12 protein-coding genes are annotated in these 15,827 nt (G+C 40.9%); 5 read left to right on the top strand and 7 right to left on the bottom strand.

What is annotated here, in order from left to right; translation table 11 throughout:
* Positions 1-39: 39 nt before the first annotated feature.
* Positions 40-1,566: a fumarate hydratase gene (locus FTT92_RS07335; RefSeq protein WP_078189659.1), complete on the bottom strand. Its 1,527-nt coding sequence runs from the start codon at positions 1,564-1,566 to the stop codon at positions 40-42.
* 655 nt (positions 1,567-2,221) lie between these two features.
* Here FTT92_RS07335 and FTT92_RS16720 point away from each other — a divergent pair.
* From FTT92_RS16720 to FTT92_RS07320, 4 genes are all read left to right on the top strand, one after another.
* Positions 2,222-2,422 (top strand): hypothetical protein, encoded by a 201-nt coding sequence (locus tag FTT92_RS16720; protein WP_257231631.1) that lies wholly within the window; start codon positions 2,222-2,224, stop codon positions 2,420-2,422.
* Between the two features lie 11 nt (positions 2,423-2,433).
* Positions 2,434-2,709: an N-acetyltransferase gene (locus FTT92_RS16715; protein ID WP_257231630.1), complete on the top strand. Its 276-nt coding sequence runs from the start codon at positions 2,434-2,436 to the stop codon at positions 2,707-2,709.
* A gap of 230 nt (positions 2,710-2,939) precedes the next feature.
* A complete protein-coding gene (locus tag FTT92_RS07325) occupies positions 2,940-4,160 on the top strand; it encodes an OprD family outer membrane porin (protein WP_180171763.1) in 1,221 nt (406 codons plus the stop codon).
* A 49-nt stretch (positions 4,161-4,209) separates the two neighbouring features.
* A complete protein-coding gene (locus tag FTT92_RS07320) occupies positions 4,210-5,835 on the top strand; it encodes an alkaline phosphatase (RefSeq protein ID WP_180115871.1) in 1,626 nt (541 codons plus the stop codon).
* A 147-nt stretch (positions 5,836-5,982) separates the two neighbouring features.
* Here FTT92_RS07320 and FTT92_RS07315 read toward each other — a convergent pair whose 3' ends face one another.
* The 4 genes from FTT92_RS07315 to FTT92_RS07300 form a co-directional block, all read right to left on the bottom strand.
* Positions 5,983-6,657, bottom strand: a complete 675-nt coding sequence (locus FTT92_RS07315; protein ID WP_180171762.1) for a phosphatase PAP2 family protein — start codon at positions 6,655-6,657, stop codon at positions 5,983-5,985.
* A gap of 260 nt (positions 6,658-6,917) precedes the next feature.
* A complete protein-coding gene (pta, locus tag FTT92_RS07310) occupies positions 6,918-9,059 on the bottom strand; it encodes a phosphate acetyltransferase (RefSeq protein WP_180171761.1) in 2,142 nt (713 codons plus the stop codon).
* Between the two features lie 59 nt (positions 9,060-9,118).
* Positions 9,119-10,336, bottom strand: coding sequence for an acetate/propionate family kinase (locus FTT92_RS07305; RefSeq protein ID WP_111884043.1), 1,218 nt, complete (start codon positions 10,334-10,336; stop codon positions 9,119-9,121).
* A gap of 491 nt (positions 10,337-10,827) precedes the next feature.
* Positions 10,828-12,093, bottom strand: coding sequence for a glutamate-5-semialdehyde dehydrogenase (locus FTT92_RS07300; RefSeq protein ID WP_111884042.1), 1,266 nt, complete (start codon positions 12,091-12,093; stop codon positions 10,828-10,830).
* Positions 12,094-12,396: 303 nt separating this feature from the next.
* On the opposite strand from FTT92_RS07300, the gene FTT92_RS07295 reads away from it, so the two are divergent.
* Positions 12,397-13,725, top strand: coding sequence for an alpha/beta fold hydrolase (locus tag FTT92_RS07295; RefSeq protein ID WP_180128424.1), 1,329 nt, complete (start codon positions 12,397-12,399; stop codon positions 13,723-13,725).
* A gap of 28 nt (positions 13,726-13,753) precedes the next feature.
* On the opposite strand, the gene FTT92_RS07290 is transcribed toward FTT92_RS07295, so the two are convergent.
* Positions 13,754-14,623 (bottom strand): class I SAM-dependent methyltransferase, encoded by an 870-nt coding sequence (locus FTT92_RS07290; RefSeq protein WP_180128426.1) that lies wholly within the window; start codon positions 14,621-14,623, stop codon positions 13,754-13,756.
* A gap of 130 nt (positions 14,624-14,753) precedes the next feature.
* Positions 14,754-15,776 (bottom strand): beta-N-acetylhexosaminidase, encoded by a 1,023-nt coding sequence (gene nagZ / locus FTT92_RS07285; protein WP_180093326.1) that lies wholly within the window; start codon positions 15,774-15,776, stop codon positions 14,754-14,756.
* Positions 15,777-15,827 lie beyond the last annotated feature (51 nt).

The following is a 15,827-nucleotide window of genomic DNA, read 5'->3' as shown; positions in this document are numbered from 1 at the left end:
CCCGATGGGGTGCTTTTTTTGATCTTGAATGTGGCGAAATTAGTTCGCAGCAGCATCAACTACTGGGATTTTACCAATTTTTGCTTGCCAGATTTTTGGTGCAGTCGCGTGTACAGAAGTACCATTTACGTCAACAGCTACAGATACTGGCATGTCTTTTACAACAAATTTGTAGATCGCTTCCATACCTAAGTCAGCGAAAGCAACCACTTCAGCTTCACGAATCGCTTTTGATACTAAGTAAGCAGCACCACCAACAGCCATTAGGTAAGTTGCTTTGTTGTCTTTGATTGCTTCAACAGCAGCAGGGCCACGATCCGCTTTACCAATCATACCGAACATGCCAGTTGCTTCAAGCACTTGACGTGTGAACTTATCCATACGTGTTGCAGTTGTTGGGCCAGCAGGACCAACGACTTCGTCACCGACTGGATCAACAGGGCCAACGTAGTAAATAAATTTACCTTTTAGGTCAACTGGAAGTTCTTCACCTTTGTTTAACATGTCAACCATACGTTTGTGCGCAGCGTCACGACCTGTATAGATTGTACCGTTAAGAAGTAGTGTGTCACCTGGTTGCCAAGAGTTCATTTCTTCTTGAGTGATGTTATCTAAGTCAACACGTTTAGACGTTGATGAATCCCAAGTCACTGCAGGGTAGTCTTCAAGGCTAGGCGCTTGAATATGCGCTACACCTGAACCGTCTAATTGGAAATGCGCATGACGAGTTGCAGCACAGTTTGGAATCATACCTACTGGTTTACCCGCAGCGTGACATGGGTAGTCTTTGATTTTGATATCAAGAACAGTCGTTAAACCGCCAAGACCTTGAGCACCAATACCTAAAGCATTTACTTTTTCGAAGATTTCGATACGAAGTTCTTCGATTTGGTTTTGTGGGCCACGACGAAGTAATTCGTCCATGTTGATTTCTTCCATCAATGCTTCTTTTGCAAGCATCATGGCTTTTTCAGCAGTACCACCAATACCGATACCGAGCATACCAGGAGGACACCAACCTGCACCCATTGTTGGAACAGTTTTAAGTACCCAATCCACGATAGAGTCAGAAGGGTTAAGCATTGCAAGTTTAGATTTGTTTTCTGAACCACCACCTTTAGCAGCAACAGTAATATCAACTTTATTACCCGGAACGAGTTTGTAGTGAATTACAGCAGGGGTGTTGTCTTTGGTATTTTTACGACCAAAAGCAGGATCAGCTAATACTGATGCACGAAGAATGTTTGAGTTTTCAAGATAACCTTGACGTACACCTTCGTTAATTGCATCGTCTAGGCTCATGGTTAAATCAAATTTAACGTCTAAGCCCACTTCAAGAAATACGTTCACAATACCCGTATCTTGACAGATAGGACGATGGCCTTCTGCACACATACGAGAGTTAATTAAAATTTGTGCAATCGCGTCTTTTGCGGCTTTGTTTTCTTCACGGTCATACGCACGGCTCATCGCTTGGATGAAGTCCTGTGGGTGATAGTAAGAAATGAACTGAAGCGCATCTTTTACCGATGTGATCAAGTCATCTTGCTTGATAATAGTTGTCATACAAATATCTCTTGAGCGGGCTGATAGCTAGCGGGCTAAATTATAAGACAAAAACACAGTTGTGTGGGTATTTCGCTTAATCTTTGGCCGAAAGTTTAATAGGCTTAAACAGCACCATGTTTCGCTGTCATAAATGGGCTGAAAATGACGTTTTAACTGTCATATTTCATGAAATATTTGTCACAAAACTAGAAAGGGAGATATGTTTTTATTTTTAAATTGTTGAAAATAAAAGATATTTATTATTTTTGAATATTTCGTATTTGTCATATAACTGTCATAAAACTTTTACATAATGACCTCATCAAAGTTAGAGTGTGAAATATATGGTTACTTCAGTTTTATCAGTTATTGGTTTTTCTCTGTTTATCGCAGCAACTTGGTTCTATGGTCAACAAGAAGATCAAGCCTAAAGCTTTATCTTCTTTTTTTTGCTTAAAATTTTATAAAAATAATATTCTTCTTCAAATCTTCAAATCTTCAAATCTTCAAATCTTCAAATCTTCAAATCTAATCATGAGTAATAGCTAATTTTTAGTCTTTGCGTCAGTGTGTGTGATAATCATCGATGATCTTTGTTGCTTTCAAATTTTTTACAAGACTTCAATTCTAAACGTTATGATTTGAAGCAAATAGATGACAGGTAAAATTAACAATGGGCACTGTTACTGTTCGACCAACTGTTGAATCAGATTGGGAGATACTGAAAAATTTACGGCTAGAAGCATTACAAGACAGTCCCGATGTATTTACAGCAACTTTTGAAAAAACCAAAACTCATAGTGAGTCTGAATGGCGTGATAGAGCTGCGCAAAAAAAGCACCATGTCAGTTTCTATTGGCATTTGACGGAATGAGAGCAGTCGGCATGGTTGGGGGTACTATTGATAAACACCATGAATTTACTGTAGTTGCAATGTGGGTACATGAGAATTATCGAGGAAAGGGTGTTGCTGATCTTTTAATATCTAATCTAAAAAAATATGCAGCAAACCAAGGTTATACAAAAATTGTACTTCGTGTTGAATTAAGTAATTTACGAGCTATTCAATTTTATTCTAAGCAAGGTTTTATAAAAGTTCTTGAGCAATCTTCTTTAATATCAGGCTCGAAGCTTAGCAGTCAAAAAATGGAGTGCTTGTAGTCCTTTTAATGGTCAACTTTTTTCGTATATAAGTGCTTAAAAAAAATAACTCTAATTTTTATATTATCAAATATTTATATTAAACATTTGTTTTATTTTTCATGTAATTGTCATGGGATTGCAAGTGTATTGTCATACAGAGTCTTTAGGTTATTGCAGTATTTCTCAAGGACCAAAGAGGTTAGACGTTGAATTACAAAGCACTCATCTGCTGTATGGTTTTCACCCCCATGCTGACAATGCAGGCAGCACAAGCAGAATTTATTAAAGATAGTAAAGCAGAAATAGATTTTAAAAATTATTATTTTGATCAAGATCAAGAGCCTAACGATAAAGATTCGACAGTTTGGGGACAAGGTATTGAATTGAGTTATCAATCTGGCTTTACCGAAGGTCAAGTCGGTTTTGGTTTAGATGCTACTGCTGCAGCAGGTATACGTTTAGACGGCAGTAAAGATAAAGCCAAAAATTCGTTGATGTTTCCTTTAGAGGGTGATGGTAGTCCAACAAATTATTGGACACGTGCATATCCCACTTTAAAAGCGCGCTATCAGAAAACTGATGTAAAAGTCGGGGAGTTACGCCCTAATTTACCCATTTTAAGTCGAAGCTTTGCTCGCTTGCTCGAATCTGCCTATTTAGGTGGTCAAGTCACTTCTAAAGATGTAAAGGGATTGACTTTAACGGGTGGTTACGTCACTAAAGCAATTCCACGTGCATCACGAGATGCTACAAAGCTTTCTATTAAAGGCGCAACAGAAACCAGTGATGGGTTTATGTTTGGCGGTGCGGACTGGAAGCCCAATAAAAATTTAACGCTACAGTACTATGCCGGTGAGCTGGATGATTTTTATGTACAACAATTTGTCGGTGTGAAACACAAATTTCCGTTCAGTGAAAACCAGAGTTTTAATACGGACTTACGTTTATTTGATACTCAAGCGACTGGAGCTAATGAGCGTGGTGAAAAAGGCTATGGCGCTAAAGTAGATAACCAGACAGCCAGTGTGGATTTCAAATACAAATTTAAAAATCATCAGCTGCAATTTGGCGCGCAAAAAATTGGTGATGATGGCGATTTTCTGCATATGAATCAGGGCAGTTTAGATAATGGTGCGGATGGTACGTTCATTTATTTGCCAACAAATCGTCTGTTGCAGAACTTTACTAATGCAGGCGAAAAGTCCACATGGTATGGCTATCGATATGACTTTAATAATCAATACTTAAAAGGCTTAAATGTATCGTTCCTGAAAGTACAAGGACGTGACTTTGGTAAATGTGGTTGTGCAACTGAGTCCGAAATTGACTATACCTTGCGTTATAAAGTGCCGGAAGGCAAATTCAAAAATTTAGGTTTTACCGCTCAATACGGAAAATTCAAAAAAAGTACAGGAACAAAGCAGGAACAAAGCCGTATCTACTTGACCTATACCCTGCCAATTTTCTAATCCAAAACTGATCAGATTAATTTATTAATAAGTTTATAGAGAAATAAAAATGAATCATATTAATTCGAATCGTCGTCAATTCTTAAAGGGTTTGATGGGAGTCGGGTCTTTAGCGTTATTTTCTGGACTGAGTCCAGTAAGCACGTGGGCAAATGCCAAATTTCCGATTAGCCCATTTCAATTAGGTGTTGCCTCAGGTGAACCTTGGCCAGATGGCTTTGTGATTTGGACGCGTGTTGCACCATATCCACTTTCTGTAGATGGTGGGATGCCGAAGGAAGCTGTTGAAGTGGATTGGGATATTGCTACAGATATTGAATTTAAGAAAATTGTTCAAACTGGGAAGGCGCAGGCACATCCTGACTTACATCACACAGTACATGTAGAGATAAGTGGTTTAGCACCGATGACACGCTATTATTATCGATTTAGATTGGCTGGTTATGAAAGTTCTGTAGGTACAGCAAAATCGGCGCCAGCAGCACATCAAATGCCAGAACGAGTTCGTGTTGCTGTAGTAGGTTGTCAGCATTATGAAACAGGCTATTACACGGCTTATGATTACTTGAGCAAAGAAAAAGAGATAGATTTAGTTTTCCATTATGGTGACTATATTTATGAAGGACCAGAGGGTAAAGGCGGGGGACGTGCAATCGGTGACTTGCGTGTGTCTATTCCAGCGCGTCAACATATTGGTCCGGAAATTCAAACTTTACTGCAATATCGTATTCGTTATGCACAGTACCGTGCAGATCCTGATTTGCAAGCTGCACATGCATCTGCACCTTTTGCGATGACTTTTGATGATCATGAAGTGGATAACAACTGGGCTGCAGATATTGAAGAAAAAGGCGAGAAGAAAGACATATTTTTACTGCGCCGCGCAGCAGCGTTTCAAGCATGGTATGAATATATGCCTGTGCGTTTAAAACAGAAGCCGAACGGCCCAGATATCCTTGCTTACCGCACTTTAGATTATGGCAAAATGCTACGGATGAATATTTTGGATACACGCCAGTACCGTTCTCCAATTTTATGCACCAAAGCTCAGTTAGAAGATGGGTTTGATAAAATAGATTACTGCCGTACGGAAAATAGCCGAAATGAGCAGGTTCTTGGTAAAGCACAAGAGCAATGGTTGGCGAAGCAAATGCGCCATGATAAGCGTTGGAATGTCTTGGCACAGCAAATTCAGGTTATGCCTTGGGTACGTTATAACAAATCAGGCAAAGCTTATTTTGGGAAAGATACGTGGAATGGCTATCCATACGCACGCGAGCGCTTGATTGAATCTATCAAAAAAAATGCACCTCATGGTAATACGGTAATTTTATCAGGAGATTTGCATCAATATTTTGCAGCGAATATTCCAAGTGATTTGAATGATTTTAAGAGTCCATCGATTGCAACCGAATTTTTAACTACATCAATAACCTCTACCGGCAATGGTCAACCAATCCGTCCAGGGCAGGAAGATGTGCTGAAGTTAAATCCACATATCAAATTTATCAATGATCAACGCGGTTATCAGACTTTAGATTTTTTTAAAGACTATATGCGTACAGACTTGAAGGTTCTAGACTTTGTTGAAAAACCAGGTGGAAAAATGACGACCGTTGCAAGTTTTGAAGTGGCTTATGGCAAGCCAGAACTGAAGCAGATTGAATCAAAATAAAAAGGGATCACTACTCCTGCTAAATCAAATAAAGCGCTTAGATGGTTCTAAGCGCTTTATTTTTATATTGGACTTGCACATCTATTAAAAACCACTGCCCATGCATGTGATCTACTATCCATGCAATGGGACAAGATGCTGATTTTTTTAATCAGATTTTTTGTGTGTGGCAGAAATGAGATGGTTAATTTCAGTTTTGGCTTTGATCATATCGGCTTTAAATTGTGGATCTGCCTGTAGGCGTGAAAATTGCGCTGCTCCCATAATACGGCCAGCATCGACATCACTTTGCCAATGCATATTGCACACGACTCGGCTTTGCCCAAATTCAATACCACGTTTAAGAATTTGACTTTGACGCTCAGGACGTAACTCTGCTAAGACTAATGCATATGTCCAACCGATAGTTGTATGTCCAGAAGGATAGGAAACATATTGATTTTTTTCATTTTCTTCTTCAGGCGTACAGGTGCTGACATTAAAATAGCCATATGGACGTTCACGGCTATATTTCTTTTTTGCAGTTTGAGTAGAGTATCTACTATCAAGTTTAATCTTTCTTAAAATTTCAAATAAAATAGGTGTATTTTTCTCATTAATTTCTACGCCAAATGCATGTGAAAAAGGTCGCCCTAAGTGTGCATTTGAAACATCAGCATCAATTTGTGCTTGCTGCCAGCGAGCCGTATTTTTCAAATATTGAGATTGTTTAAAAATACTTTGATCACGAATAAAATCTCCACTATAGGCTTGTGGAGGAGTAGATAATATTTCAAGACTATTTGGAGCTGAGTCAGGTGTTAGATATGAATCTGCGGCCATGGAGTGTGCGCTTAAGCAAACCCATATTAATGTAGAGATGGCACATGGAGTATAAAATTTTAAGTTTGTCATGATATAGCTAAGTTTTGAATAATTAAAAAAGCGCTCATACCATAAGCAATAATATTGACTCTAAGATGACAAGAATTAATAAGATGAAAATTATCGCAATATAAATAAGATTGAAATGCGGGAAAATTGGAATGAATAAAAAAACCACCCAATCTTTCGAAAGGGTGGTTTAGAACTCGAAACTAAAATTAAGCTTCTTGCTGTTCGGATTGAATTGCCGTTAATGCAATGGTAAACACGATGTCATCGACCAATGCGCCACGAGACAAGTCATTTACAGGTTTGTTTAAACCTTGAAGCATTGGGCCAACACTGACTACATTTGCAGAACGTTGAACTGCTTTATAGGTTGTATTACCTGTATTTAAGTCAGGGAAAATAAACACATTGGCACGACCAGCCACTTTCGAGTCAGGTGCTTTAGAGCGTCCCACACTTTCCACCGATGCAGCATCGTATTGAAGCGGGCCATCAATAAGTAAGTCTGGGCGGCGTTCTTTGGCAATACGTGTTGCTTCAGCCACTTTCTCGACATCTGCACCTGCACCAGAAGTCCCTGTTGAATACGAAATCATTGCGATACGTGGGTCAATACCAAAAGCTTTCGCTGAATCAGCAGATTGAATCGCAATCTCTGCAAGCTGTTCTGCATTTGGATCTGGATTAATTGCACAATCACCATATACATAAACTTCATCTGGTAACAGCATAAAGAACACAGATGAAACCAATGAATATTCAGGTGCGGTCTTAATCAATTGGAATGCAGGACGTACAGTATTTGCCGTAGTATGTACTGCGCCTGAGACTAAGCCATCCACCTGATCGAGTGCAAGCATCATGGTGCCTAAAACAACAGTATCTTGTAGCTGTTCGCGTGCTTGTAGATCATTGAGTTTGCCTTTACGCAGCTCAACCATTTTAGGCACATAGTTTTCACGAATCAGATCTGGATCAATAATTTCTAAATCATGTGGAAGTTCAATGTTACGTGCTTTTGCAACTTCAATCACGGCTTCAGGTTTTGCCAATAAAATACAGTGTGCAATGCCACGTGATTGACAAATGGCAGCCGCCTGAATGGTGCGTGGTTCATCACCTTCAGGTAGAACAATTCGTTTTTTCGCAGCAATCGATTTTTGTACCAATTCATGACGGAATGCAGAAGGGGACAAACGGGGTTGATACGAACCATTCAATACTTCAGTAATCCATTCAGTATTGATGTGGCTTGAAACAAAGCGGGTCACTTGTTCTGCACGTTCTACGTCATCGACAGGAATTTCATTGCCTAAATTTGAAAGTTGTTGTGCCGTTTCAAAAGTGCTTAAAGGCGTATGTAAAATCGGTAAGCCTTGCTTAATCGCAGTTTGGCAGAAATCCAAAACTTGTGGGTTCGGTTGATGGTGTTCAGTCAAAACCAAACCGGCAAGTGGAATACCATTGCTACTCGCAAGGCTAGAAGCCAACAACACATCAATACGGTCAGAGGCGCTGATAATCAGTTCACCTGCCACAAATTTGTGAAGTTCATGTTCAATATTAGAGGCAACTAAGCTGCTATGTAGTACGCGTCGATGAGCAGCATCGCCTTGGTTGATCCATTCTGATTGAATATGCGTCGCCAAGTCAGACATGCGCGGTACGCTGAGCGTATTACTAAATGGAACGAGGCCAATGACAGGTAGCTGTGTAGAACCAATTTGCGGATTACTTTGTTGTAATTCGAGTACAAATTTATTGGTATGACTGATTAAACGCAGATTTGGATCAAGCGTGACAGGAATTTGCGCAGATTCTTCTGGCAAGCCACGTGTGCGCATAAACAAAACGCCCGCAGTACGTTCAGATACCGCACCACCAAATTGGCGTAGAGAACTGTCAATTTTCTCAGCCGTTTTTGTGGCATTTTGAATATCTGCTGTGCTGACAATAATCACTTTAGCATCGAGTGCTTTTGCTAATGTTGCGTTGAGTTCTGAGGCAAAGTTATCTCGGCTGTTTGGAACCAAGCCTTCAACAATAATCAGATCATGCTTTTTTGCAATTTCACGGTGCAAACGAACCGCTTCTTCGAGCAGTTCATCACTTTCATCATGACTGAGTTGCTTCACGATGGTGGCATGATGAATAGGTTCTACCGTTTCATTATTAAATAAATGACGATAAAGAGCCGTTGTACGGTCTACAGTATCTGCGACATTTTCCTGTGAAAATGGTTTCAGAAAACCTGCTTTGACCCCTTGGCATTCCAAAGCATAAATTAAACCTAAGCATGCAGATGTTAAACCTACACCTTCCCCAGTTGGCACGAGTAAAATTGTTTTCATACGGTGTCTAAATTAAAGCTAAAAATTAATATTGAAGGCGAAGGGGCTGATGCGATTGCTTATGCAATCGCAGCTTCAGCATCAGACTTTTTTGTAGCAGACGCTGTCACCTCGTCTACAACATGCTCAGTTTCTTTGGCAATACGGCCTTCTTCATCGGTTGGAACAACCCAAATTTGTGGGCCAGTACCGTGGTCAATACGACCTTCAGTACCGCGTTTTAAGTTGTCATTTAATTCTTTACTCAGGTTGAAACCAAAGTGCGGTAAGTATGAAACTGTTTTTTCACGAATGTAGGCAGAATTTTCACCAATACCACCAGTAAAGAATAAACCGTCAATACGTGGTAGACCACAGCTGAGGCCTGCTAAAGATTTTGCTAAACGGTAACAGAATACTTCAATGGCAAGTGCGGCATCTTCGTTGCCTTGTTCCGATGCTTCGATCAATGTACGCATGTCATTTGAAAGATCAGACAAACCGAGTAGGCCTGATTGGCTGTTCAGCATCTTGTCGATTTTGTAGATATCCCAACCTAAGTTGCTCGCAAGGAAGCTGTGAATACTTGGGTCAACATCACCACTACGTGTGCCCATGACCACACCTTCAAGAGGTGTTAGACCCATTGACGTATCTACAGATTGACCATTCCAAATCGCACAAGTCGAGCTACCATTGCCTAAGTGAGCAGTTAACCAACCACCTTGTTTAAAGCTGCCTGCCAACATTGAGCCACGCTCAGATACGTAGGCATGGCTAGTACCGTGGAAGCCATAACGACGCACGTTATGCTGTGTGTACAAGAATTTTGGTAAAGCATAGCGGTATGCATGAGACGGCATGGTTTGGTGGAATGCTGTATCAAATACGGCTACTTGCGGAAGTTCAGGGAACAAACGCATGGTTGCTTCGATACCCACCAAGTGAGCAGGGTTATGCAATGGAGCAAGCGGTGTTGCTTCACGAATACGTTCAATAATTTCTGGTGTTAATAGCTCAGCTTTGGTTAATGTACCGCCGTGAACAACACGGTGACCAATCGCTTGAGGATTATGGTGAGCCAAACGCTCTAAAATAGTTTCGAGGGCTTTTTCATGGTCAGCATGTGGAATAGACAGCTCAAGCGCATCACCACCTGTAGTGACCCCTTTAATACGTGCATCAGCAGAACCTAGGTTCTCGGCTAGACCAAAAATACGATCTTCACGGCGCTCAGAAACTAACGCATATTTGATAGAAGAAGATCCGCAGTTAATTACTAATACTGATGTAGACACGTTTAAATACCCGAATTCTAATTGAAATACTTATCCATAATATTGATCTGATTGCAGTTGTATTGATTGATGCAATTTAGATCTGTGATGATGTTTTATCATGGGTTTTTTTATCGTCCTAGATAGACTTTAGGAGATTAGACTTAAGCACTATCGACCCTGAGCACAATAATAATTAAAATTTATCAGTTCATAGTTTTCATTTATTAATAAAATAGTCCTCAAAATTTATACGATTTAAGGAATATACATAGAACATAACATGCGATTGCTGCGCTGTAATCCTCAAATTGTTGCAAAAAAACAGGTAAATTTAACTTTTCTCATTCTTCTTAAGCATTTAATTGTCAAAAAATCTATTTTCGATTCTATATCCTGTGTTTGCAGGCTTATATTTCAATATGTGAACCTTGGGTCTAGTTTTTTAAATTGCCATAAAAAAAGCTGTGCCTTTAATCAGAAAAGCACAGCTTTCATTGTCTTATTGGGTGTTATTGGCGAATTTGACCATCACCAAACACAATCCATTTTTGAGAAGTCAGACCTTCAAGACCGACTGGACCACGTGCATGGATTTTATCAGTTGAAATACCGATCTCAGCACCAAGACCATATTCAAACCCATCCGCAAAGCGCGTTGAGGCATTAATCATCACTGAACTCGAATCTACACGCGCCAAGAACTGACGCGCCAAACTGAAGTTTTCGGTAATGATTGAGTCGGTATGGTGTGAGCCATATTTGTTGATGTGCTCAATTGCTTCATCTAAGCCTGTAACGACTTTCACTGCCAAAATTGGGCCTAAGTATTCGGTGTACCAATCTTCCTCAGTTGCAGGAACAATCGACTCACCCAAAATGCGCTGCGTTTCAGCACAGCCACGCAGTTCAACTTTTTTCTCAGCATAAAGTTCAGCAATGCGTGGTAAAAACTCTTCAGCGACATTTTCATCGACAAGTAAGGTTTCCATGGCATTACATACGCCATAACGGTGTGTTTTGGCATTAAGCGCAATAGGTAATGCTTTTTGCAAATCAGCCTGAGCTTCCACAAAAACATGGCAGTTACCATCAAGATGTTTGATAACAGGCACACGTGCTTCATTGGTAATACGTTCAATTAAGCTTTTGCCACCACGAGGTACGATCACATCGACATATTCAGGCATAGTAATTAATTGGCCAACCGCAGCACGGTCTGGGGTATTTATCACTTGAACGGCATGCTCAGGTACACCTGCGGCAGTTAAGCCATGTTGAATCGCTGCCGCAATTGCTTGGTTAGATTCCAAAGCTTCAGAACCACCACGTAAAATAATCGCGTTACCTGATTTAAGCGCTAAAGATGCGGCTTCAAGGGTGACATTTGGGCGAGATTCGTAAATCATGCCGACAACACCTAGCGGTACGCGCATTTTGCCCAGCTGAATACCTGTCGGACGAAAGGCCATATCGGTAATTTCACCAATCGGGTCAGTGAGTGCGATTACATCTTTTAGACCTTGGAGCATGCCTTTAAAGCGTGTGGGGGTAAGTTCTAAGCGATCAAGTAGAGCGCTATCCAAGTTGTTGTTATGCGCTTTGGTCATATCCACTTGGTTAGCTGCCAAAATTGCAGTTTCACTGTTTTGTAAAGCAGTATAAATTGCTGATAAGGCATTATTTTTAGTCTGGGTAGAAGCCCCTGCGAGCACACGTGATGCTGTGCGTGCTTGCTGTCCTACCGTTTGCATGTATTGTTCAATAGACTCTTGCATAGCGGTTTGATCACTTAGAAATTTCAACTCGATATTAACAGCCTGTGACTGAACAATGAAGCACTTAAGTGCATATTCGACTGTACTTGCTGACCAGAATTAACATTTTGAAATTGTTTTTAGAACAAAAGTAGATAAGCGGCGGGGATATCAGTTGCTTGTAAAATGAACCTCTGTATAGAATGAAACAATAGCGACATTGAAGTCGTACAAATAACGATTAAAGAGCAGGACGCTAAGTCGAGCAGAGTCTCTAAATGAATTCCTGACAATAAAAATAAGGCAGGAATGGAGGAAAGGAATATGAATTCCATTATCCAAATGGATCCCACCGTACAGGAAAGTACGCATTACAGTTTTTTCGATCTGTATGACAAGCAAAGCTTTAAACAGCCTGCCAGAACGACATGGATTGATGGCTGGAAGGTCGAATATATGGCCATTGCACAACCTGAAACCATTCATCGCACCCCGATTGTTATTATTGGTGGTGCATTTCAAAACTTTAATTCCTACAAATATTGTGTCGAACAACTATTTGCGGCAGGACCTATTATTTTAATTGATTTACCCTCTATGGGCTCAAATCAGCAAATTACCAATGTCGATACTTCGGTGTCGGCAGGGACTTTAGAGTTGGGTGATCTGGCACAGATGTTAGGCGTTTGGTTGGATATCGTCGGGCTAGAAAAAGTATCCGTGATGGGGATGTCACTAGGTTCAGTGGTGGCTGCAGGACTGGCGGATCAACGTCCTGAATTGATTGACCGCATGATATTGATGGGCGTAATGCAAAAAACGCGCAAGAGCTGGCGCATGTTGCTTGAAGAATCCTTGCACTTGATGAAAGAACAGCGCATGGATGAATTTGGCCAAGCGGTGATTTTATATTTGGTCAATCATGCCAAACTTGATGTGACGCGGATGTCACCGACAGCGAAGCGTTTGTTCTTTAGACAAATGGCTGAATTCACCAATACCGAACAAGAGCGTTATGACATTAACTGTAATCGTTTGCTGCGTTTGCAAGACGTGCCGATTCCACAGTGTGATGTATTGGTGTCATGCGGGCAGTACGACAGTTTTACTTTGCCACATGAAAATGCGGGCTTTGCCTTGCAATGTCCGAATATGCAATTTGCCATGATTGCCAATGCGGATCATTTACCGCAGTTGCAACGCCGTAAGGAAACCATGAATTTGTTTGCAACTTATCTACGCGGTGAGTCTATTCAGCAGTTGGATGGGATCATTCCAATGAGCCGAGAGCAAATGCAAAATATTGAACGCCGTGGCGAAGCGCGTGTAAGTGTACAACAGCCATTCACGCATTTATCTCATCGCCATTCAGACCTCGTGGTTGACACTCAAATTATAGATTTAAATTATTTTGGGGTGTTGTTGAATGTACAGGCTGAAATGTTGGACTCCATGCACGCATATCCTCGGGATTTGGCATTACATCTAGAAGATGAAGAAGGTGAGTTTAAAATTGAATGTCTCATCTTTGACGTTGTAGATACGCAGGTTCGCGCTTTGTTTAAGCATGGTAGTTTTGAGTTGGCAGAGCGTTTATTGCGTTTTGTACAACGCCAAAAAGAAGATGTGTTGATATTAGAAGCTGTAAGTTAAAACATGAACATATAAAAAAAACAGCGCTTTAGCGCTGTTTTTTTGTTTTGGCATGAACCATCCAAACCAAATCTCCACAGTGCTGCTCTGCATCGTGAAAAGGAATCACTTGTTCTTGCTGCTGTTGTGGAAAGTATAAGGCCGGCTGAACGACGTCTACTTCTTCAAATCCTGTATGACTGAAGAACTGCTGTAATTCAGCAGGGGATTGAAAATGAAAAGTAAAAGCGCTGCGAGACATGACTTTGAGTAATTTACTACTGGCCCAAATAAAACGTGCTAAACGGTTCTTAACGGGTTCTGGATAGATGTCGGTCAGATAATGCAATTCCTGAAACGAGGCGCCATATTCGGTGATCCCTTGCAATAATTTATTCAGTAAGATTTGATCAAAATAATTAATCAGACCTTCGCTAATCACCACCAAAGGACGTTCAGGGTCAAAACTCTGAAAAATACGTTCAAAATCTTGAGTGAAAATGTCGCCAGTTAAGACCTCAGGGGCATGCGGGTCAATCTGTTTGAGTGCCTGTGTTTTGATTTTTGCCATATCTGGCAAGTCGAGTTCACGATAGTCAATTTCAGGATGCTTGGTACGAAAATTCCAACCGCGCGGGGAGAGGCCACAGGCAATTTCGAGTACTTGTAGCTGAGGGTGTTGGGCAATGAGTTGATCTAAATGTTGATCGATCATGGCATGGCGCTGTTTAAGCGTCGAACGCATGCTACCGCCCACATTTTTTTCTGCCCAGCTTTCTAAAGGATGGACTAAACGTGCTAAAAATTTGCCTTTACGTGTGGCAAAAACGGGATGCGAAATCCCCATGCTGTACCAAATATAGCCGGTGTAATGTGCAGTAAAGGAAATGTGTCGATGTTCCGATAAACTTTGTGTCATGTCGTCCTGACCTAATGTTGTTTTTATTGGCAATTTTTGTATAGCGCCGAAGCACTTATTTTGTCTTCATCATAAATCAAAAAGGAGCACCTTGTCGTGCTCCATTTTCTAGAATTTTGAAAGTCTTGGATTAGCAATATTGATTTTTAAAATCCACAATACGGTTACGCACGTTTTGCCAGTCCGCTCCGAGTTCAATGCTTTGTCCAATCTCAATTTGTGGTATTTTACCGCGCATACGTTCTAGGCGTTCTTGATTTGGGAGAGCCAAGTTTTGAATGCCATCCAGCGCAATGCATGCAGATTCACGGTTATTACATACAAGGCCCATATCACAACCTGCATTTAATGCTGCTTGGATACGAGCATCTGCGCCGCCAGCGACACAAGCGGCTTGCATGCTTAAATCATCGGAGAATAAAACGCCATCAAATTGGAGCTCTTGACGTAAGACTTTCTGAATCCAATACGGTGAAAATCCAGCAGGATTAGGATCAATATTTTCATAAATCACATGCGCAGGCATTAATGCATCAAGCTGTGGTTGCAGTTGAATAAAGCTTTGCATGTCTTTTTGATAGATTTCTTCATAACTACGATGATCAACGGCAGCAGCGATATGTGAATCTGCTTTCACCGAGCCATGGCCTGGGAAATGCTTACCTGTAGATGCCATCCCCGCACGTTTCATACCTTTTAAGAAAGCACTTGCCAGTGGAATGATGTCTTGCATATTTTTGGCAAAACCACGGTCACCAATCACATCACTGACATCATTTAGGTCCAGCACTGGTGCAAAACTAAAATCGATGCCGACCGCAAGGACTTCAGCTGCCATCAACCAGCCACATTGTTCAGCCAGTTCAACAGCTTTTTCAGGTTCAGTTAAGTAAAGTTCTCCAAACTTACCCATAGCTGGTAGGAGTGTGAAGCCTTGTTTTAAGCGTTGTACACGACCACCTTCCTGATCGACGGCAATTAAAATATCAGGACGGATTTGACGCATATGGTCGGTCAGGGCACGAACTTGTTCAGGAGATTCAATGTTGCGACCAAATAAAATCATGCCGCCAACTTGTGGTGCCTGTAATAGTTCAATATCTTCTTGGGTAAGTTCTGTGCCAGCAATGTCGAGCATTAATGCGCCAATCATATTCGGTGTCCGTGTTGGAATTTTTAAGGAAAAACAATACCTGAATTCTGC

The sequence above is a fragment of the Acinetobacter sp. YH12023 genome, from assembly GCF_013420135.1.
Classification (GTDB): domain Bacteria; phylum Pseudomonadota; class Gammaproteobacteria; order Pseudomonadales; family Moraxellaceae; genus Acinetobacter; species Acinetobacter amyesii.
This window is presented reverse-complemented; position numbering and strand designations above follow the sequence as displayed.